The following is a 21154-nucleotide window of genomic DNA, read 5'->3' on the forward strand; positions in this document are numbered from 1 at the left end:
TCCTTTTAAAAACGGATGCTTAGAAGATAGTAGGTGGCAAATATCATCCGCGCTACGGCAATTTTCGTAAATTTTTCTAAAGGCTTTGCTATTTACGTCGATACAAACACTGAGAGAGCCAGTTCATCAATTACCCCTCAGGTGTTGGTGACTACTAAAATGAAACGCCGGTTCACGCCGGCAGCCAGCACACGCTGGACTGAGAGTGTAGGAGAGACTTTATGTCTATGTTCGTAAATACCAATGTTTCCTCATTGAATGCCCAGCGTCAATTATTTGATGTAAGCAACTCTTTGAGCACGTCATTTGAACGTCTGTCTTCAGGCTTCCGTATCAACAGCGCTGCTGATGATGCTGCTGGTCTTCAGATTACCGATAGAATGACATCGCAAGTTCAAGGCTTAAACCAAGCCGTTCGTAACGCAAATGACGCAATATCACTGTCACAAACTGCTGAAGGTGCATTGTCTGAAACGACCACTGCGCTACAGCGTATTCGTACGTTAGCGGTACAATCACAAAACGGTATCAACAGTGATTCAGACCGTGAAGCGCTACAAAAAGAAGTGGATGCACTTCGCACAGAAATTTCACGTATCGCCACCACTACCCAATTTGCAGGTGTAGAGGTACTTTCTGGTGAATTCTCGGCGAAATTCCTGGTCGGTGCAAACTCAGGTCAAACCATATCTGTGAACCTTTCAACTCAAGCGCTAACCCGAGCAAATGTTCAGGGTTTTAGTGCAACAGGTTTAGGCCTTACTGGTACAGGTAATGACGTGTTAACCAGTGAAAATGCGTCATCAATGATGGCGTCAATTGACAACGCAATTTCTGCAATTGGTGGTTTACGCGCTGATTTAGGTGCACTACAAAACCGTTTTCAGTCAACAATTCGTAACTTAAGCAACATATCTGAGAACGTGGCAGCTGCACGCTCGCAAATCAAAGATACTGATTTTGCAACTGAGACGGCAAACTTGACTCGTAACCAGATCATTCAGCAAGCAAGTACTACTATCCTTTCTCAAGCGAATCAGCGTCCGCAATCGGCTCTCTCGCTATTAGGTTAATGCTTCAACCATGATGAGTCAGGAGGTAGTGAAATTTCCGGCTTAATTTGGCAAAAAGACCAAACTTCGTTTGGTCTTTTTTTTGTTTAAATACCTCATCTCCCCACCTTTTTTAGACTCGCCGAAAAAAATGACTAAAAATGCTAAAGGAATTCTCTTTTCTTGACGATAACAAGTACAAAGGGGAAGAACACAGTGTTTTAAACCTTTAGTGACGAAAAATTGGCATTAATTCATTGTAAAGAATATTAAAGCGTTATCTTTGTTGTGATTTTTGTCTACATAATACTATGAAATACAAAAGGTTAATTTTTAAAAATTATTTCTAAAAAGTTCTAAAGGAATAATTAGTCTTAGCCGATAAAAAGATAAGTTTGCAGGAAGTTGGTAGAGCTGCTGACAGGCGAGAATGAAGCCAGGAGGTAGTGAGAGGTTTGAGGTCTGGAACAACAAACCCACCGGCCAGCAAACGAGAAGGTAACTTCTCGGTGTAGCAATACTTTGAAGGGGGTGACCCCGCAAAGCGTCAGAAAAACATCTGACTCAATTGTTACAGCAAAACTTATACCAAAATATTTTAAAACACGCGCAAATAATAAAACCAATAGCGCAACACTCTAATCTGTTAGGAGAGTCTCATGAGTTTATTCGTAAATACCAATGTGTCATCACTGAATGCGCAAAGACAATTGTTTACTACTGGTAACAACCTTAATACCGCTTTTGAGCGTTTGTCATCTGGCTTTAGAATTAATAGTGCTGCAGACGATGCTGCTGGTCTTCAAATTACCGACCGTATGACATCGCAAATTCAGGGACTAGATCAAGCTGTTAGAAATGCAAACGACGGTATTTCACTTGCGCAAACCGCAGAAGGTGCAATGTCTGAAACGACTACCGCGCTACAACGTATTCGTACCCTAGCTATTCAATCTCAAAACGGCATTAATTCTGATGCTGACCGTGAAGCACTGCAAAAAGAAGTTGATGCGCTTCGTACTGAGATTTCACGTATAGCAACGACTACGCAGTTTGCTGGCGTTGAAGTTTTATCAGGTGCTTTCTCAGCGCGTTTCTTAGTGGGCGCAAACTCAGGTCAAACGATTTCGGTTAATCTTTCATCTCAGGCATTAGTGCGCGCTGGTGTTGATGGGTTCAGTGCGACAGGTCTTGGAATAACGACTTCTGACGTGTTAACTGAAACTAATGCCTCTGCATTGCTAACTTCCGTAGATAATGCCATCTCGGCAATTGGTGGCCTGCGTGCAGATTTAGGTGCTTTACAGAATCGTTTCCAATCAACAATCAGAAACTTAAGTAACATTTCTGAGAACGTATCAGCGGCAAGATCGCGCATTAAAGATACGGATTTTGCCACCGAAACGGCAGAGTTGAGCCGTAACCAAATCCTTCAACAGGCGAGTACAACTATACTTGCTCAGGCGAACCAGCGTCCACAAGCTGCGCTATCGCTACTAGGTTAATTTCTATTAGGCGTTTAATGGGAAGGAGTTGAGAGGCCATCCCCCAAGAAAGGTTGGCGGCCAATAAGGCCGCCCCTTTTAAGAAAATGCCGACTAACAGGACTAAGAGTGTAGAAGTGTTGGTTGAGAGGCCAGTTTATCCTACTAAGTACGCTGCCAGCCGACAGAAACTGAATTTGCTCAATCTCCTAACGTGAGCAAATTGGCCGAGATTTATGTCTCGGCCTTTTTTTGTTTTTCACCGAAACATCCCGCCAATTTCAAGCTTTCCACTGAGCAATATCGAAAGCTCAATTTTTAAATGCATGATAAATGCCAATATTAAACATATGCATTAATCACAACGCTACCAACCCCTGGGCTTTTTCTGATGACAGCCTGCCGATATTCATGAAAATTCATCATGGCCGTACCACACATGCCGAACATCAGCATAATAATAGGGTTTTCTCGTGGAATAGAAAAGACTGTGTCTATGGCTTTTACTCACCAGCAAGCCGTTTCTTGCGCCTTTTCCAACTAAAGTTTATTAAATTTTTATTGATTTAAATTATTTTAAATCAATGGGTTATGCATGCTCTTTGTTTTTCTTTCAAAAAAAATCAAAAAAAAGCTAAAGAAGTTAAAGTGTTGGCCGATACCTTTAGTTGAGGGGTAATTTAATTTACTTATTGAGAGGGATTGGTAGGGAGTAGTGACCCAGCCAATTTGAACTGGTTGGATTTAATGGTAGCACTGTCTCCATCGAATCCCTAGGAGGTAATCTAATGTCTTTATTTGTTAATACTAATGTATCAGCGCTAAACGCTCAACGTCAGCTTTTTGACGTGAATGATCGTTTAAATACATCTTTTGAAAGATTGTCATCTGGGTTTAGGATCAACAGTGCAGCAGACGATGCAGCAGGTCTTCAAATTTCAGATCGTCTTACGTCACAAGTACAGGGCTTGAACCAAGCTGTACGTAACGCGAATGACGCCATTTCTCTAACACAAACTGCCGAAGGCGCACTGGGTGAGGTAACCACAAGCCTACAACGCATTCGCCAGTTAGCGGTACAATCTCAAAACGGGATCAACAGTGACTCAGACCGTGAAGCGCTTCAAAAAGAAGTGACTGCACTACGTACTGAAATTTCTCGTATTGCGACCACCACACAGTTCGGTAACGTGAATGTACTCGACGGCAACTTCTCTGCAAAGTTTTTAGTAGGTGCTAACGAAGGCCAAACTATCTCTGTGAATTTATCGTCGACTAACCTTGGTCAAATTGGTGGTTTTAGTGCCACCGGCTTGGGAATTGTCAGTAACGATATCTCAACTGCCGACGGTGCTTCGGCGCTGCTAGGTGATGTTGATGCGGCAATTTCGGGTATTGGTGCGGTTCGTGCGGATTTAGGTGCGCTTCAAAACCGTTTCCAGTCTACCATTCGCAACTTGAGTAACATCAGCGAAAACCTATCTGCTGCACGTTCGCAAATTATGGATACAGACTTTGCCTCTGAAACGGCCGAGTTAACGCGAAATCAGATTGTTCAGCAGGCATCAATATCTGTACTAAGTCAGGCAAACCAGCGTCCACAAGCTGCGCTATCTTTGCTTGGATAAGCTATAATACAAACTAACCTTAGTTGAGATGTAACGGGTGCTTGCTGAATGGCGGGGGCCCGTTTTGTCGTTTCATAAGGGGGAATATACGTATGGATATAGTCAATAATCAAAGTGGCCAAGATTTTGCTATTAAAAGTAGTTTAAGTAATAGCAATAAAAACATATCTGTTGCGGCTGATGACGAGTCTCAAGTAAGCAAAGCTGAGCGTGACAAGCAGGCATCAGGGTCAACAGATGTTAATGAGCAGGCGTTCCAAGACAGCAAAGAATCTGAAAAAGCGGTTAAAATTCTTCAAGCTAATGGTGACACTGCCGATAACGTCACTGTAGAGAGGAATGAAATTGCCCTTGAGACGGCAATTGAAGATGTCGAATCATTCATACAAATGCAAAATCGCAATTTAGCGTTTTCCATTGATGAAGATACGGATCGCGCGGTAGTAACAGTAAGAGACTCTGATTCTGGCGACGTTATCAGACAAATACCTTCTGAAGAAGTTTTGGCGCTCGCTGAGCGTATTCAAGATTTACAGCAGGATGTTGGTACTAGTGTAGGCGTATTCATCGACAACCAGGTTTAATGAGGTGACGTATGACAATTCAGTCGTTAGGCGTAGGTTCAGGTTTAGCATTAGATGACCTAGTTCAACAGTTGCTAGAGGCCGAACGTGCGCCCAAAGATGCAAGGTTGAATGAAAAAGAAGAGCGGATTGAAGCTGAGATTTCTGGCCTAGGTCAAATCAAATCGAAGCTATCGGCGTTTGAAGACTCTGTAGATGAGTTGAGAAGTGATGCCGATATAAATGGTCGTGAGCCTACTATTAGCAACCCCTCTGAAGACGATGATGTTTTGTCAGCGGAAGCCTCAAATTCTGCACTACGGGGTAGCTACGAAATCACCGTAGAACAACTTGCCTCTGGTAGCCGAATTACAACTGATGACGGTGCGTTCACATCGTCCACCGACGCAGTCTTAAGCACAGGCGCGGGTTCGTTAACGTTTGATGTGGGTGGCAGCGATAGCTTCACTATCGACGTCACCGCAGGAATGACGCTTACCGAGCTTCGCGAAGCGATTAATAACGCAGACGACAATTTTGGTGTTACCGCGAATATTATTGATACCGGCACAAGTGCTGGCCCACGTCTTGTGTATTCTTCAAGTGAAACTGGTGAAGGTAACGACCTTGTTATTACCAACGATACAGGTGCGGCTGAACTAGACAGGCTTTCTACCACTGGCGGTACCGGAAATATTAGTGCAGCTAACATACAGTCTGCGCAAAATGCCATTGCTTACATTGATGGCATCGAAGTTCAAAGTGAATCAAACGAGTTCGAAAACACCATTCAAAACGTGTCATTTGAAGTTAATGAAGTTTCACCCAAAGATGCCAATGGTGACTTACTGGCGACCACGTTGGATATTGGCTACGACAAAGAAGGGTTAGAAGAAAAAATTCGCGCCTTTGTCGAGAATTACAATTCGTTGATTGATGAAATAGACACGCTCACTCGTTATGGTGAATCTGAACTTGAAGAAGATGGTGCGCTTGCCGGTGATTCATTGCTACGGGGTATTCAAACAACCATGGCCAATATTGTCGGGGGGAATGTTAGCGCCTCTGCTCTAGGTGGGCTATTTCAAGTGGGCATTGAATTCAACGACGATGGCAAACTTGAAATAGGCACAACCGACTTCGGCCTTGGTACTGGTGAAGACCGATTAGAAGACGCGCTAGAAGACAATTTTGATGAAATTGCGAAATTATTTACCGACGAAAACGAAGGTATAGCAACGCGATTGTATGAATTTGCTGATGAATACACTTCCTATGGAGGCCTTATCAGCTTGCGAGAGCAAACGGCCAAAGATAATCGAGAAGAGCTTTACGACGAACGAGAAACCTTAGAGCTTAGAATGCAAAGTTACGAAGATACGCTTCGTGGTAAATATTTGAATCTCGACCAAACCGTTGCGCAATTAAATCAAACGAGCTCAGCCTTGCTGGCATCGTTAGGTTAAGAATATACTGGAGTATCTTATGTCACTAAAAGGTATTAATGCCTACAAGAAGGGGAACATCAAACAGGATGTGGCAACAGCCGATCCTCACAAGTTAACCTTAATGTTATTGCAAGGCGCATTGGACCGTATAGCGTACGCTAAAGGGGCCACAGAGCGAAAAGAGTTTGCGACGAAAGCTGACTATATTTCTAAGGCCAGCGCAATTATCATGCATTTAAGAGACACCTTGGACATTAAAATTGGTGGTGAAGTGGCCGAAAATATGTTCGCTTTGTATAATTATATGCTTGAGCGGTTAGGGGATGCTCACGTCAAGAACGACTTGAAAATACTTGACGAAGTGTCTAGCCTGTTATCACCCATTCGAGACGCTTGGGTTCAAATTCCTGAAGAAGCGAAGCAGGAAGCCTTTGAAGCTCAGCGTCAAAAACGACAAGCTGTGTGAATAATTCCGTTTTAAACCATCCCTACACGCCAGCGGCGCTGCGTGATATTAATGATAAAATTACAGCGCAGCTGGCAGACATTTCAACTGCTGATTTTTCTGAAATAAACCGTCTTATAAAGGAACGTGATACGTTGATAAGGGCACACCTTAGTCAAGTGCATGGTGGCGCGAAAGAAGCGTTTGCAAATCACGAATTAGATGTAAATAATAAACTAAGGGATTTGGCGCAAAATTTGCGTGACTCAACTAAGGATGAGGTGACGCGAATAGTTCGAGGCAAGGCTGCAATAAAGAAATATAAGTAAGCTTTAACGCCCACTCGCGCAGCCATTTTTGGATTATTTTTGCGCAAGACTTAAACGTGGCGTTCTTAGATACGCTATAAAAATTAAAAGATAGTGAGAGCCTCGAAATGGCAGATTTTAATAATAAATCTATTTTAATTACTGGAGGGACTGGCTCTTTCGGTAACCAATTCGTTCGTTATTTATTAGACAATTATTCCCCCAAAAAAATTATCATTTATTCGCGCGACGAGCTTAAACAGTTTGAAATGCAACAGCGTTTTTCCCAACCATGCATGCGTTATTTTATTGGTGACGTGAGAGACAAAGAACGAATTAAAACAGCCATGAAGGACGTGGATTACGTTGTTCATGCTGCCGCACTAAAGCAAGTCCCTGCAGCAGAATATAACCCTAACGAATGTATTAAAACCAATATTAATGGTGCGCAAAACGTTATTGACGCTGCCATTTTCAATAATGTTTCTCGTATTGTGGCATTATCTACAGACAAAGCGGCAAATCCTGTGAACTTATACGGTGCGACAAAGTTAGCTTCCGATAAGTTGTTTGTCGCAGCGAATAACATCTCTGGTGCAACAGGACCGCGGTTTTCAGTAGTTCGATACGGCAACGTGGTAGGCTCAAGAGGCTCAGTGGTGCCTTTTTACAGGAAGCTGTTGCAAGAGGGGGAAAGCTCCTTGCCCGTCACACACCCTGAAATGACACGGTTTTGGATCACGCTAGACGAGGGGGTTCAGTTTGTCGTGAAAAGCTTCTCTCGTATGCAAGGTGGCGAAGTATTTGTGCCCAAAATTCCCTCAGTTCGAATCGTTGATTTGGTTGAGGCAATGAGTGGAAAGAAAGACTACCACGTCATTGGTATTCGCCCAGGTGAAAAGCTGCACGAGATCATGGTTCCAGAGGAAATGGCACATCATACTGTAGAATTTGATGACCATTTTGTTATCGCGCCTGCCATTACTTTCTTTGATAAAAATTTGGACTATTTTCACAATAAGTTAGGTGAAAAGGGCGTGCCTTCTAAAAGTAAATTTGAGTACCACTCTGGTACTAATTCACATTTCCTCAGTGTCGATGAATTAAAGGAACTCGACAAGGTAACGCTATGATACCGTATGGAAAGCATTCGATATTTCCTGAGGATATAGAGGCGGTTACAAAAGTTCTTCAAGATGGATTCTTGACCCAGGGCGAACAAACTCCCTTATTTGAAAAAGCGGTGAGCAACTATACTGGCGCGCGCTACGGGGTGGCTTGTAATAGCGGTACCTCGGGTTTACACATCGCGTGTTTAGCTGCGGGGGTAAGTAGAGGGGATTTAGTCTGGACTGTACCTAATTCATTTGCTGCGTCAGCGAACTGCGCTCGCTACTGCGGCGCCGATGTGGATTTCGTCGATATCGATCCCCTTACACGTAACCTTAGTGTTAGTGCCCTTGAGGATAAGCTTAAAGTCGCGATAAAGAACAGGCGACTCCCTAAATTACTCATCGTCGTCCACTTTGCTGGTAGCAGTTGTGATATGGCGGCCATTGCGAAGCTTACTACACCACTAGGCATTGCCTTAATTGAAGATGCGGCGCATGCTCTTGGTGGAAAAGACAGTGAAGGCAATAAGGTGGGTGCATGTAAGTACTCACTAATGAGTGTGTTAAGCTTTCATCCGGTAAAATCTATCACTAGCGCTGAAGGGGGCATGGTGGTGACGAACGATGAAAAAGTCGCTACCCTTTTATGTCGATATAGAAGCCACGGTATTTCAAGAGGCCCTCACCTTTTTGAAGAGGCACACTTGGATGAGCCTTGGTTTTATGCGCAATACGAATTAGGTTTTAATTACAGATTAAGTGATCTTCATGCGGTACTTGGGTTATCTCAGTTAAATCGTTTAGACGAATTTGTTTCGTTACGACGAGGCTTAGCGCAGCGCTACAATACGCTACTTGATTCTTTGCCTGTGAAAAAGCCAATTTTCGACGAAAACAGTGCATGGCACCTGTACATGATTGAAGTGCCAGAGCATGACCGAAAGCGGGTATTTAACCAAATGCGTGAACGGGGAGTGGGGGTTAACGTACATTATATTCCCATTCACTTACACCCTTACTATCGCAATCTAGGTTTCAAAGTCGGCCAGTTTCCAAATGCAGAGCAATACTATAGCCATGCTTTAACGCTTCCACTCTATCCTAGCCTTAAGCAGGAAGAACAACATTTTGTGGTATCCCAGTTAGAAGAGATATTACTGTGATCGTAGCCGTTATTCCCGCTAGAGGCGGCAGTAAACGCATTAAAAACAAAAATATTCGCCCGTTTGCGGGTAAACCGCTTATCTCCTATTCCTTAACCGCTGCGCAACAGGCTGCTATTTTCGATGATATTATCGTTTCCACTGATTCGGATGATATTGCAGAGGTTGCCCGTGATCACGGTGCGACCTGTATCATTAAGCGTTCCCCCACGTTGTCTGATGACTATACAGGCACAACACCCGTTGTTCGTGATGCCATTGAGCAGTATGAAAAATTGTCAGGCAGTAAGGTGACGTATGTTTGCTGCATCTATGCCACGGCGCCCTTTTTATCTTCTGATGCGCTGCTTGCTGGTTATCATCAGTTAACACAAGCTCCTGCTGCAAAATTCGCATTCTCTGTGACATCGTATGCTTTTCCTATACAGCGCGCGATAAAAATAGTCGGAGAAGGAGTTGAACCCGTGTCGCCCGAAAATATGGGCGCGCGTTCACAAGATTTAGATGAGTGCTATCATGATGCGGGTCAATTTTACTGGGGAACGAAGAGAGCCTGGTTAGACCAAGCCGGTATGTTTAAAGCGCATAGCTGCCCTGTAGTCATACCTCGCTACTTAGTTCAAGATATTGATACACATGAAGATTGGATAAGAGCCGAGCTTATGTATCGCGCTTATATAAAAGACAATGAAAATGACTAATTGGCAACACGAATCGATTAACATTGGTGGTCGGCTTGTTGGCGCAGACCACCCTCCCTTTATTATTGCTGAGTTAAGCGGCAATCATAGCCAGTCACTTGCTACTGCAAGAGAGATGGTGAAAGCAGCCGCCCAAAGTGGAGCCCATGCAATAAAGTTACAGACTTATACTGCCGACAGTATGACGCTTGATGTCACTAGCGAAGGGTTTGTCATAGAAGAGGAAGACAGCTTATGGCATGGGGAAAACCTGTACAGTCTTTACCAGAAGGCGGCGACACCCTATGCGTGGCATAAGGAGCTTTTCGACTACGCAAATTCATTAGGTATGCTCGCGTTTAGTTCCCCCTTTGATGAAGAGGCTGTAGATTTTCTTGAAGGGCTTAACGTCCCCTGTTTTAAAATTGCATCCTTTGAATTGACCGATATTCCCTTAGTAAGAAAGGCAGCGAGTACAGGCAAGCCTCTTATCATGTCTACCGGAATGGCAAGTTTAAGTGACATTGAGCTTGCAGTGAGTACCGCTAAACGCGCGGGCTGTGATGACATTGTTTTACTGAAATGTACCAGTACTTATCCAGCAGAGCCGGCGAATACCAATTTGACGACTATTGCGCATATGTCTGACGCATTTCAATGTCCTGTGGGATTAAGCGATCACACCGCTGGCGTTGGCGCTGCGGTAGCTGCAGTGGCGTTTGGCGCGCCCGTTGTTGAAAAACATTTCGTGTTAGATAGAAACGCCGGCGGCGTAGACGCCGCGTTTTCGCTAGAGCCCCATGAATTAGAGACGTTAGTTATAGAAACACACCGTGCATGGCAAGCGCTTGGGCAGGTAACGTATGGAGGTAGCCAAGCTGAAGAAAAAGCCAAGCAATATCGACGTTCCATCTACGTGAGTGAAGACATTTTACCCGGCGATAAGCTCGGCGCACATAATTTAAAAATAGTGCGTCCAGCCTTTGGCCTTGCCCCCAAACATTGGGACACTATACAAGGAAAGTGCGCAACTAAAGCACTTGCAAAAGGTACAGCTCTCGCGTGGGAGCATATAGCGGTATGAGCGAACTTTTGTTCGTGGTGGAGGCATCTCATTCCTCTGGAATAGGCCATTTGATGCGTTGTTTAGCGCTTGCTCAAGCCGCCGAGGAGCGTGGGCTCAATAGCGTTTTTTTTGTGCCAGAATATGCGAAAAATGTCTGTAAGGCGAGACATGACTGGTGCGGTGGAATCATTATTGCCGAGCCTAATGATGACGCCACAGTGGCGCAAATAAAAGAAAAGATTGCCACTCAAAATGCGGTGGCGCTAATACTTGATGGGTACCATTTTAGTGACCAGTTTGTATCGCAATTGGCCTTATTACCTGTTCCACTTGTATTATTGGATGATATTGAGAATGGCATCTGTAAATACGCCGATGTTATTGTTAACGCCGCAGGTGAAAACCTAAAAAATCACTATCGTGTCCTCAATACGAATGCGCAATTATGTTTGGGGTCGCAATACCGATTACTTCGCAGAGAGTTTAGGCAAACGCCCGTTTTGCCTGTTTCTCAGCGAAAAAGCCTTACCATCAATTTCGGGGGTAGCGATCCTAAGCATTTTACCTTGCCGGTACTAAAAGCGATATCCGAAAGCTTAGCCAATACGCCTATTCGTGTTGTCACCGGACCAGGCTTTATACCACTAGCGTCACTTCAACACTTTATTCAGCAGAGTCCTTCGCCTATTCAGCACATTCATAATTGCCAAGATATGGCAGACGTTTGGGGTCATTCCCGCCTTACTATTGCCGCCGCAGGTGGCGCTCAATTCGAGCTGGCAGCGTGCCAGAGTCCTTCAGTTTTGGTGGTAGTCGCCGATAACCAATTGAATGCGACACGTGAAGCATCGCAACAAGGTTGGTGTGATATGTGGGATGCGCGGAAAAGTCTAGCTATCCCTCAGTTGGTTGATAAAGTGGTGACGCTTTGGAACGATGAAGCGCGTCTAGAAAAGATGCACATGTGTGCTGCGCAGTTCTCGTTCGTGACAGGTGCAGATACCTTATTAGATACGCTTAATCATTAGGTGCGATAAAGGTAAGGAGAAGCTCAATGAACAATACTATTGTCACCGGATACCAAGTCACCTTGCTGCCTATTGCGCTAGAACATCAGTCATTGCTTCGCCAATGGCGTAATAGCCCAGAAATTAAACAATGCATGTTTTCCGATGAAACCATTAGTGATGCGCAACAATTAACATGGTTTGAGCAAGTAAAAGAATGTGAAAACCAGTGGCATTGGATAGTGTCCTACAGGGGCACTTTTATCGGCTCGACAAACATTAAGGCCACGGAAGAGGGCGCCTCGGTGAATGAATCTCCTGAATTGGAGGCGGGTTTGTATATTGGCGAGGGTCGTTACAAAAATAACATACTGGCCTTCGCACCAACACTCGCCATGTATGATTATTGCTTCGAGCAATTTAATACTCAACATTTTAAAGCGAGGGTAAAAGCGACAAATTCTGCGGCAATTCATTATAATCAAAAATTAGGTTACAAGACCATTCGTACCGAAGAGCAAGGCTCTGTGTTAGAGATGTTACTGACATACAATGATTATCAAAGCAGTACAAAAATGTTAAAACAGTTTTTGTCACGCTCGAGTAAAAAATAAAAAGAGGGTAAGGTGGAAAATAAAGAGAAGCTTACTAAGGCATTTACCGAATCACTAGGCATTGAACCACAACTGGTTACTGATGAACTCACTTACAACACCATTCCTCAATGGGACTCTACGGCTCACATGGTGTTGATTGCCGAGTTGGAAAATGTGTTTGATGTGATGTTAGATACCGACGATATTATTGATTTAAGTTCGGTAGCACAGGCAAAAATCATTTTACAAAAGTACGATGACAACATTGAGTTCGCCTAACTTAGCTGACGGTTCGGTATTGATTACAGGGGCAACCGGAGGTATCGGAGAAGCCACGGTCACCCGAGCTATTACAGACGGGGCATTTGTCATCGCTTGCGGTCGCGATGCGAATAAGCTAGAGCAACTTTCCTCACAGTTTGAGGGGAACATTCACACCCTTTGTTATGATGTGACTGATGAAAAAGCCATAAGCAACGCCTTTAGAGAAGTTCAAAAAGGGGTATCCGCAAAGAAATGGCCAGCGTTGTACGGTTTAGTGAATGGTGCTGGCGTAATGTCAGAGACAGTACTCGCAATGACAAGTGCCGACGCGTTAAAGCAGCAAATGGCGGTTAATTTTTATGCGCCTTACCAACACATGCAGTTGGCCAGTCGACTGATGAGCCGACAAAAGGCGGGAAGTATCGTCAACATAGTGTCGCAGGTCGGAGAGTTAGGAAGCAGCGGTATGAGCGCCTATGCAGCAAGCAAAGCGGCGCTAACAGGGGCAACAAAATCTCTTGCTAAAGAGTTAGCGCCCATGGGAATTCGAGTAAATGCAGTGGCGCCCGGCTTTATTGATACCGCTTTAACTGCCCACTACGATGAAAAAGCGAAACAGAAAGTTTATGAGCGTGTCGTACTTCAACGAGAAGGTACAGCAAAAGAGGTAGCTAATGCAGCTATATATTTACTTTCTCATCACGCAAGCTATACCACGGGGCATGTATTACCAGTGGACGGACTATTTTGCCCGTGAAAACCCTTGAACCAGATGACAGCCCTGAGCGCGTAAACAGCCCTGAGCGCGTAAACAGCCCTGAGCGTAGAAACAGCCCTGAGCTAAAAAACAGCCCTGAGCTAAATATTCCATTCATTACTTCCCACAAAGACAGTGATGCAATTGCGCTAATGGATGACAGTGGGAGGCTCTCTTACCGTGAGTTATCGAAAGCGGTTCAACGACGGGCTCATGATTGGCAACGCATCATAAATTGCGATTCGCGACAACGCCCCCTTGTCATGTTGTTTATTGACAATAGCATGACGAGCGTCATTGATTATTTAGCCGCGTTGACTCTCGATTACGTCGTATTGTTGCTTAATCCAAATTGTACACCTGCGACAAAAGCTGAATACTCAAGTAGGTTGAGGCCTAACGTCATTATTGATGACGGTCAGTTCTCACTGCTTCATCACGAATTCCAGCAAATAGATCCCCGCCTGAGTTTACTTTTATCTACTTCCGGTAGTACGGGGGCTGGCAAATGCGTGGCCTTATCTCACCACAACATAACTGCCAATTGCGATGCAATTTTAACCTACTTGCCGATAGAGGCAGAAGATATAACGCTCGCAACACTGCCACTTAGTTATTCTTACGGATTGTCAGTGTTGCATACCCATTTAAGCATGGGGGCTACTGTATGCTTTACCCGCCATAGTGTGTTCGACAAAGGCTTTTGGAATATCGTCAAGCACCATCCCATTAGCTCGCTTTCTGGGGTGCCATCGTTTTATGAAATGTTACTACGATTACGCTTTACTACCATGGCACTGCCTCATTTACGCTACTTCACCCAAGCAGGGGGGAAACTGGCAGAATCTTGCGTAACACGTTTGGCAAAGTACGCGCACCAAATGGATAAAGCGTTTTATGTAATGTATGGCCAAACTGAAGCCACAGCACGAATGGCATATTTGTCTCCCGATAAGGTTATGTCCAAGCCCAATGCCGTAGGAAAAGCCATTGCAGGGGGGGAATTTAAGCTAGTAGGCAATACCGCCCGTCCCGGTGAAGGCGAACTTTACTATCGAGGCGACAACGTCATGTTAGGCTATGTCTCGGATGCAGCTGATTTAGATAGTTTCTTGACAGATGAGTGGCTAGCGACGGGGGATTTGGCTATACAAGATGCTGACGGCGACTATATTATTACCGGCCGTATAAAACGTATGGTTAAAGTGGCTGGCGAACGGACTAATCTTGATGTCATCGAACAGGTTTTCCTCGATACACTAGAGCAACATAGTTTACTTTCACCGGCGTGTGTTATCGGCGAAGACGATAAGCTTATTGCGGTTTATGCAGGTGAACTGTCGGGAGAACAGCGCAGTTGCGTGATTGAAAGTTTATCGACGTCTCTGTCTTTACCGAAACGTATCATCGCGCTTAATGAAGTTGAATCTTTGCCACTACTGAGCAATGGTAAAGTTGATTATGCAGGTGTTTCACAGTTGGTGATGGGAGTTATTTAGCGTGTTTTCTTACCCGCCAGAGTTATTTGACCTACCCGTATACGGTTTACCCAGTACGCAAAAGCAAGCCATGCTAAATCGTGTGATGTCGCAGCTTAGTCAGCACCATTATCAGCATTGTGAAGCGTATAGGCGATTGCTAGATAGCAGGCCTTTTGATTTTGCTTCTGCTGCACATACTGAGCAATTCCCCGTTGCAGCAAGATTGTTCAAAGATTTAGCGTTAACCAGTATTCAATCGAATGACGTCTTTCGTCAAATGCGATCTTCAGGTACCAGCGGACAGGCGTCAAAGATTACTCTTGATGGAGAGTCAGCCAAACGGCAAAGCCAAGTATTAGTGAAAATCCTGCAAAGCTGGTTGGGCAAACAGCGCCGCCCCATGTTGTTAATTGATGCACCATCGACGGTAAAAAAAGCAGGCGCGATGACAGCGAGAGCGGCGGGTCTTCAAGGTTTATCGTTTTTTGGGCGACACCACTGTTATGCATTAAACGAAAATATGGAACTGGATATTGAAAAGGTTCGCGACTTTTTTTCTAAGTACGGCAAACAGCCTGTTTTGATTTTTGGTTTTACCTTTATTGTTTGGCAGACATTTATTCAAGCATTAGCACAGCTGAACATAAATTTTGACTTTGCGGATGCTATTCTCATTCACGGCGGTGGTTGGAAGAAGATGCAAGACCAGGCGGTAACTGACGAGATATTTAAAGCATCTATTTATAAAACCTTAGGCAACGTGAGTGTTCATGATTACTATGGAATGGTAGAGCAAACTGGTACCATATACATGCAATGTGAGAAGGGGTTTCTCCATACACCCGTTTGGTCGGACGTTCTTATTCGTAGCCCACAAGACTTAAGCCTTCTCGAACACGGCGAAGCAGGGTTAATTCAAGTCAATTCTGTGTTACCTACCAGCTATCCTGGACATTGCATTTTAACAGAAGATCTGGGCACTGTTTTCGGTGAAGATGACTGTGAATGTGGACGGTTAGGAAAGTACTTCAAAGTCCATGGGCGGGTACCAAAAGCGCAAGTGAAGGGTTGCAGTGATACATTTCGTTAACTTAAATCAAGCGCAGGTTGATTGGCATATTCAACCTAGCAACAGGTTTTTCGAGGAAGCCCCGGTTTCACATGAAGATATATTTGATTCTGTTTCGGGTTTTTCTGCTTATCTTTTTAAACAAGTCGAAAGTAAACAATACCCCGAAATTGTGTCGCTAGCATTTTGGTTTCGTCACGCTCACCTCAAGCAGGTTTTGGGCGAATCTAAGAGCGACATCAGTCAAAAAAACGTGAATAGGGTATTTCATATCGCACCGGCCAACGTCGATACAGTATTTATGTATTCTTTACTGTTATCAGTGCTATGTGGCAATAAGAATATCGTCCGTATTAGTCAACGGAGTGGCGATGTCACAAAGTTTTTGGTGGCGCATCTTAGTCAATACATGAGATCGCCAAAAGGCGCTGCACTTGTCTCACTCATCAGTGTCATTGAGTATGATGCGCAACACCAACATGTCACAGAGCAACTTAGTCACTGGTGTGGCTTACGGGTGGTTTGGGGAGGAGATAGCGCGATAGCTTCCGTTTCCAAGATTGCACCCAAAACGCCACAGATATGTTTTCCAGATCGCTATTCCGTCGCCGTATTGCAATTGGACAACGAGTCTAACGTTGCTAGTATCGCCAATGCATTTTTAGCTGATTTACTGCCTTTTACCCAACAGGCGTGTTCGTCGCCTAAGGCACTTTATTGGCTTAACACGAGTAATATCAATCAAGAAAAATTTTGGCAGCAGATTGAGTTATCTTTAGCATCTGCGACACATCAATTTGGCATCAGTCACAAGGTAGAACAACATCTTCTTCTTCAGCGGTTAATCAGCAGCTTTGGAATAGCACTGGTCGACGGTTCTGGCAATAAACTTGCTACGTTTGCTCGACCAATGAATATAGGGCCCATCGCTCGGTGTAAGGTCAAAACCTTGACACCTAATGTGCTAGCGAACCATAGCGGATATGGCTTGGTGATAGAAAAAGAAATTGAATCTGTGGATGAAATTGATTGTTCGTCAAAGTTGCAAACCATAAGTTATAGAACATTGAATGAGTGGCATAGCCCGCGAGGCGAATTTAAGCGGGCGGTACCTATGGGCAAGGCGCTAGAATTTGCGCCAGTGTGGGACGGCGTGGATTTACTTCAATCCTTTAGTCAATAATAGTGTTACAAATCGAGGTAATAGGATGTTAAAGGATATCCGTATTCATCTGGCGGCAGAGGATACTGCGCAAGAGCAACTAGAACAAGCACTCTCCAAACATATTGTGGGTAATCATCGCAATAGTATTTTAGCTTTTGCTCGCCACATTCCTTCACTATTGCCTGAGGTGCAAAAGGTATCAACACAGAATATTTCACTGTTTGCGAATAAAGAGGGTGAGTTTAATATTGTCGACTATGCTACTGGAAGAACTGTCTACGGCTTACATCCACAATCTGAGATCCTCAATCAATACCAAGCAATTAAACAACACGCGCCTTTCATGGCGTTAAGTCGTGATGAAAATGACAGTGAACAAATTACGGACGAAGAGCTAGCATCAATATCAGAATTAAAGAAATTACCAAGTTATAAACAGCATATGCGTTATGCACCTCTACCTAATGATATCAATGTTATGGTCGTTATGGGTCTGGGACTTGGGTACCACATTGAAGCGCTAGTAGAGCACCATTGTATTCGTCACTTAGTTATATATGAACCAGAGTTGCAATACTTTCAATGTTCTATTCTTGCTCTCAACTGGCAGCGGCTATTGCAAACAATGGAGTCTAAGGGAACCGCTGTATATTTGCTTATTGAAAAGGATGGCCGAGACTTAGTCGAAAATATAAACGAACTGTGCCAGCAATTTGATATTGATGGTTTTTACTTCTACAAACATTACAACCACGCGATATTCGACCGAATAGATGCTAGCTTGAAGCGTAAATCCTGGTGTGACTTGTCTAAAGAGGGAATGAGTTTAGCGCCAGATAGTAACCCTAACCTCTTTCTACCAATATGGACAGAAAGTCTCGAACTGCAAAATATGCGGTCAGTAGATAAGTCGAATTTACTGTTCAAACAAAACTTAATTGCATTTAAAGAGTATTTTCCAGATATTTATCAAAAGTTCTCGGATTATACGCCCGTCTCATGGCTGCCTATAGTCGACCAACATGATGATGTTCATCTTATCCAGAAACATTCATTGATTCCTTTTGCCGGGCAATCGCCAAAATATGACGCTACAGAAAATTTCAAGCACTTTGAAAAATTTCCCCAGAAAGACGGACTCATTCTTGGATATAAAGGCAAAAAGTTAAAGCATTATAAGCATTATCAGTTTGTTGAAGAGTCTGAATCTCTGCTTCAGGGTATTTCAGAAGAAGTCGGTCAGCTACCAGAAACCGTAAAATCGTTAATTATGTTCGGCGTCGGTTTAGGTTATCAACTCGATGCACTGTATCGAGAAAAAAATGTCGGGAAGTTGTTTTTATGTGAACCGAACAAGGACTTTTTTTACGCCTCGTTATATGCCATCGATTGGCAGGCCATTTTAACGAAGGTAGATCGTGATAACTGTCGAATTTATATTAATATTGGCGATGATGGCTCGCATTTGTTTAGAGATTTATTAGATCAGTTTTACTCAGTAGGGCCCTACATACTCGCGAGTACTTATTTTTACCAGTCATACTACAATGCGCACTTAGTTGAATCGCTAGCTCAACTTCGTGAGCAGTTACAAATCGTCATTTCAATGGGCGAATATTTTGATCATTCACTCTATGGGATTTCTCATACCATTGAAGCGATAAGCCGCGGTTACCCATTATTAACACGTAACCCAGATAAAAAACTGAGTATAAGTAACAAGGAAACGCCAGTTTTCATTGTTGGCAATGGCCCATCACTGGACGATTGCATCGACGCTATTAAGGCGTCGCAAGGAAAGGCGATTGTGGTTTCATGTGGTACTGCACTTATGACGTTGTACAAAAACGACATCATTCCAGATTTTCATGCAGAAATAGAGCAGAATCGGTCCACATTTGACTGGGTGAGTCGGATTGGTGATTTTGAATTCTTACAACAAGTCAGCCTTATCAGTTGTAACGGAATTCATCCAGATACCTGTCGTTTGTTCAAAGATGTGTTTATTGCATTTAAAGCAGGCGAATCGTCGACCATCGCATCATTAAACCTCTTTGGTAGTGAGAACTATGAAGAGTTAGAATACGCGTTTCCTACGGTTTCCAACTTTGCGCTCAACCTTTTCACCGCAATGGGTTTTAACCAAATCTACTTACTGGGTGTTGACCTCGGCTTTGCCGAAAAAAACAAGCATCATTCAGTTCAATCTGGCTACTATGGGAATGATGGAAAAGAAATATATGATTACAACGAAAGGAATAACACTTCGTTTGTCGTACCGGGTAATTTCCAACAGACTGTATTTACAAAGCATGAATTTAAGGTGTCTAAAGATATATTAGAACAAACCTTATCGAGTACATCCATTGATTGTTTTAACTGTAGTAACGGAGCGCGAATCAATGGAGCGATGCCACTCAAAGTTGATGACATATTGTTAGTTAACCCTGACAATAGTGCCTTAGAAGTACTTGAAACAATCAAAAATAGAGTGTTTATTCCTATTTCTAATCATGAGACTTGTATCACACGCTTCTTCTCAAAGTTTAGGCAAGAGTTGTTATCCACAGAGTTTGATAATTTGATTGCATTGATTAACGAGCCTGTCACTTCGATTGAAGATATTAATGCACTAATTGAAAAGCAGAAGAACTTGGTTTTTCAATCCTATGGCAGTGGTTCTTCATTACTTTTCTATCTTCTTTTTGGAAGTATGAACTACTGTAATGTCATGCTGAGTAAATGCGAATTTATTAGAGATGAAAAGGCTTCTCTAACTTATGCAGAGCAGTTACTGAAACGTTGGGTGGCTTTTCTAGAGAGAGCAAACTTCGCTGGGTTAAATTTGCGTTCTAGCATGGATACAGCAGCATCGCTTGCAGGTGACAGGCAAAGAAAATATTTGAAGCTGTTCAACAGAAAAACTCTCTATGTAACCAACCTTCATCAGGATGTTGTCTTCAATCGATTAAATGCTCAGCTTTTTAGTCAAAATATTATCGATATTAAAGCCTTTGATATTAACGACGTCGAGTACTGTACGAACTACACAGACGTAAGGTTCGCGTTTTGGGTTGAGAGTCAACAGCAGGTAGACGACCTAATTGCAGCACTGAATAAAAGTACAATATCCCAAAGTCATGTGTTTTGGTTCGGAAGGGATGTAGCTCACTTAGACATCACCGCTCTGCGCTATACTAGTAGTCTTGTCTTACACCCTGAATTTATCTACGGCCGCAGTGGCGTGGAGCAAATAATAGAAGGGGAAGCGCCATTTTGGGTAGAAGAAAGGTTAGCTCATGTAGCTTTGAAATTTGATTTTACTGTCACCTATTCTCGAATTGTCGTGCCAAAATTAGGGCTTAGGAACCGAAATAGTTGTGAGCATACTCTGACAGCGTTTTATAATAAGGTAATAAGCGGAACAAGGGCGTTTACGAGCTTTCTCGACTTTGGCAGTTACTTGGTCTTTGCAACTGATGAAGAGTTAAAAGCGAATTTGATTGATATGGCTGGCAATCGAGGTGGCTTTTACAGAAAATCTGATTTGTCTATCGACCTACTATCCACTGAAATTAACGATGAGCTTATGGCATCGCTAAATCAAGCCAGCTTACTCGGCAAGATAGGTCAGCGTTATCTTCCCTAGCGTATGAGTCATTCTATGTAGAATGCAGAAGGAAAAGTAAAGTTTTTTTCACCGGCGTCGATAGCTTGTTAGATCTCGGTACGCATTCAGGCGCTGCCTTTTTTCCGTGTGTTCAGACGAACTTACAATAGCTGTTAAACTGGAGAACATGAGTTTGCTATCTCTATCGGATATATTTGGTATGAGTGTTACGTTTATCTTGTATATCGTTTTGGCG

General features: G+C 43.5%; 19 protein-coding genes. All 19 read left to right on the forward strand.

Translation table 11 applies throughout. The features are described 5' to 3' along the window. The first annotated feature begins 221 nt into the window (after positions 1-221). The 19 genes from EP13_RS04915 to EP13_RS05005 all read left to right on the forward strand — a co-directional run bounded on the left by EP13_RS04915 (position 222) and on the right by EP13_RS05005 (position 20937). On the forward strand, positions 222-1073 hold the full coding sequence (locus tag EP13_RS04915; protein WP_044056315.1) for a flagellin N-terminal helical domain-containing protein: 852 nt from the start codon (positions 222-224) through the stop codon (positions 1071-1073). Between the two features lie 638 nt (positions 1074-1711). Beyond that, the gene (locus tag EP13_RS04920) at positions 1712-2557 is read left to right on the forward strand and encodes a flagellin N-terminal helical domain-containing protein (RefSeq protein ID WP_044056316.1); all 846 of its coding nucleotides are present in this window, start codon (positions 1712-1714) and stop codon (positions 2555-2557) included. Between the two features lie 767 nt (positions 2558-3324). After that, on the forward strand, positions 3325-4164 hold the full coding sequence (locus EP13_RS04925; RefSeq protein ID WP_044056317.1) for a flagellin N-terminal helical domain-containing protein: 840 nt from the start codon (positions 3325-3327) through the stop codon (positions 4162-4164). A 92-nt stretch (positions 4165-4256) separates the two neighbouring features. Further along, positions 4257-4748 carry a flagellar protein FlaG gene (locus EP13_RS04930; protein WP_052364289.1) on the forward strand — a complete coding sequence of 164 codons (492 nt, stop codon included), beginning with the start codon at positions 4257-4259 and terminating at the stop codon, positions 4746-4748. An 11-nt stretch (positions 4749-4759) separates the two neighbouring features. Further along, complete coding sequence (fliD, locus tag EP13_RS04935) at positions 4760-6193, forward strand: flagellar filament capping protein FliD (protein WP_044056318.1); 1434 nt, start codon at positions 4760-4762, stop codon at positions 6191-6193. A 19-nt stretch (positions 6194-6212) separates the two neighbouring features. Further along, complete coding sequence (gene fliS / locus EP13_RS04940) at positions 6213-6641, forward strand: flagellar export chaperone FliS (RefSeq protein WP_044056319.1); 429 nt, start codon at positions 6213-6215, stop codon at positions 6639-6641. After that, a complete protein-coding gene (locus tag EP13_RS04945) occupies positions 6638-6949 on the forward strand; it encodes a hypothetical protein (protein WP_044056320.1) in 312 nt (103 codons plus the stop codon). The genes fliS and EP13_RS04945 overlap by 4 nt, the downstream gene beginning before the upstream one ends. 107 nt (positions 6950-7056) lie before the next feature. Further along, positions 7057-8061, forward strand: coding sequence for a UDP-N-acetylglucosamine 4,6-dehydratase (inverting) (gene pseB, locus EP13_RS04950; RefSeq protein ID WP_044056321.1), 1005 nt, complete (start codon positions 7057-7059; stop codon positions 8059-8061). Next, on the forward strand, positions 8058-9203 hold the full coding sequence (pseC, locus tag EP13_RS04955; protein WP_044056322.1) for a UDP-4-amino-4,6-dideoxy-N-acetyl-beta-L-altrosamine transaminase: 1146 nt from the start codon (positions 8058-8060) through the stop codon (positions 9201-9203). Before pseB ends, pseC begins: the two co-directional genes overlap by 4 nt. Then, positions 9200-9904 (forward strand): pseudaminic acid cytidylyltransferase, encoded by a 705-nt coding sequence (gene pseF / locus EP13_RS04960; RefSeq protein ID WP_044056323.1) that lies wholly within the window; start codon positions 9200-9202, stop codon positions 9902-9904. Before pseC ends, pseF begins: the two co-directional genes overlap by 4 nt. Then, on the forward strand, positions 9897-10967 hold the full coding sequence (gene pseI, locus EP13_RS04965; protein WP_044058756.1) for a pseudaminic acid synthase: 1071 nt from the start codon (positions 9897-9899) through the stop codon (positions 10965-10967). Before pseF ends, pseI begins: the two co-directional genes overlap by 8 nt. After that, the gene (gene pseG, locus EP13_RS04970; RefSeq protein WP_044056324.1) at positions 10964-11977 is read left to right on the forward strand and encodes a UDP-2,4-diacetamido-2,4,6-trideoxy-beta-L-altropyranose hydrolase; all 1014 of its coding nucleotides are present in this window, start codon (positions 10964-10966) and stop codon (positions 11975-11977) included. The genes pseI and pseG overlap by 4 nt, the downstream gene beginning before the upstream one ends. A 26-nt stretch (positions 11978-12003) precedes the next feature. Further along, the gene (locus EP13_RS04975; RefSeq protein WP_044056325.1) at positions 12004-12570 is read left to right on the forward strand and encodes a GNAT family N-acetyltransferase; all 567 of its coding nucleotides are present in this window, start codon (positions 12004-12006) and stop codon (positions 12568-12570) included. Between the two features lie 12 nt (positions 12571-12582). Beyond that, positions 12583-12831, forward strand: coding sequence for an acyl carrier protein (locus EP13_RS04980; protein WP_044056326.1), 249 nt, complete (start codon positions 12583-12585; stop codon positions 12829-12831). After that, positions 12809-13573, forward strand: a complete 765-nt coding sequence (locus EP13_RS04985) for an SDR family NAD(P)-dependent oxidoreductase (protein WP_052364290.1) — start codon at positions 12809-12811, stop codon at positions 13571-13573. The genes EP13_RS04980 and EP13_RS04985 overlap by 23 nt, the downstream gene beginning before the upstream one ends. After that, the gene (locus EP13_RS04990; RefSeq protein ID WP_052364291.1) at positions 13570-15072 is read left to right on the forward strand and encodes an AMP-binding protein; all 1503 of its coding nucleotides are present in this window, start codon (positions 13570-13572) and stop codon (positions 15070-15072) included. The genes EP13_RS04985 and EP13_RS04990 overlap by 4 nt, the downstream gene beginning before the upstream one ends. A gap of 1 nt (position 15073) precedes the next feature. After that, positions 15074-16144 carry a LuxE/PaaK family acyltransferase gene (locus tag EP13_RS04995; RefSeq protein ID WP_044056327.1) on the forward strand — a complete coding sequence of 357 codons (1071 nt, stop codon included), beginning with the start codon at positions 15074-15076 and terminating at the stop codon, positions 16142-16144. After that, complete coding sequence (locus EP13_RS05000; protein ID WP_044056328.1) at positions 16128-17306, forward strand: acyl-CoA reductase; 1179 nt, start codon at positions 16128-16130, stop codon at positions 17304-17306. The genes EP13_RS04995 and EP13_RS05000 overlap by 17 nt, the downstream gene beginning before the upstream one ends. 25 nt (positions 17307-17331) lie before the next feature. Then, entirely contained in the window at positions 17332-20937 is a 3606-nt protein-coding gene (locus tag EP13_RS05005) for a motility associated factor glycosyltransferase family protein (protein ID WP_052364292.1), read from the forward strand. Positions 20938-21154: the final 217 nt, after the last annotated feature.

Origin of the sequence: Alteromonas australica, assembly GCF_000730385.1 — a bacterium.
Classification (GTDB): Bacteria; Pseudomonadota; Gammaproteobacteria; order Enterobacterales; family Alteromonadaceae; genus Alteromonas; species Alteromonas australica.

Coding starts and splice junctions, on each gene's coding strand:
- EP13_RS04915 (WP_044056315.1), top strand. CDS start 222: ATGTCTATGTTCGTAAATACCAATGTTTCCTCATTGAATGCCCAGCGT.
- EP13_RS04920 (WP_044056316.1), top strand. CDS start 1,712: ATGAGTTTATTCGTAAATACCAATGTGTCATCACTGAATGCGCAAAGA.
- EP13_RS04925 (WP_044056317.1), top strand. CDS start 3,325: ATGTCTTTATTTGTTAATACTAATGTATCAGCGCTAAACGCTCAACGT.
- EP13_RS04930 (WP_052364289.1), top strand. CDS start 4,257: ATGGATATAGTCAATAATCAAAGTGGCCAAGATTTTGCTATTAAAAGT.
- fliD (WP_044056318.1), top strand. CDS start 4,760: ATGACAATTCAGTCGTTAGGCGTAGGTTCAGGTTTAGCATTAGATGAC.
- fliS (WP_044056319.1), top strand. CDS start 6,213: ATGTCACTAAAAGGTATTAATGCCTACAAGAAGGGGAACATCAAACAG.
- pseB (WP_044056321.1), top strand. CDS start 7,057: ATGGCAGATTTTAATAATAAATCTATTTTAATTACTGGAGGGACTGGC.
- pseC (WP_044056322.1), top strand. CDS start 8,058: ATGATACCGTATGGAAAGCATTCGATATTTCCTGAGGATATAGAGGCG.
- pseI (WP_044058756.1), top strand. CDS start 9,897: ATGACTAATTGGCAACACGAATCGATTAACATTGGTGGTCGGCTTGTT.
- pseG (WP_044056324.1), top strand. CDS start 10,964: ATGAGCGAACTTTTGTTCGTGGTGGAGGCATCTCATTCCTCTGGAATA.
- EP13_RS04975 (WP_044056325.1), top strand. CDS start 12,004: ATGAACAATACTATTGTCACCGGATACCAAGTCACCTTGCTGCCTATT.
- EP13_RS04985 (WP_052364290.1), top strand. CDS start 12,809: ATGACAACATTGAGTTCGCCTAACTTAGCTGACGGTTCGGTATTGATT.
- EP13_RS05005 (WP_052364292.1), top strand. CDS start 17,332: ATGTTAAAGGATATCCGTATTCATCTGGCGGCAGAGGATACTGCGCAA.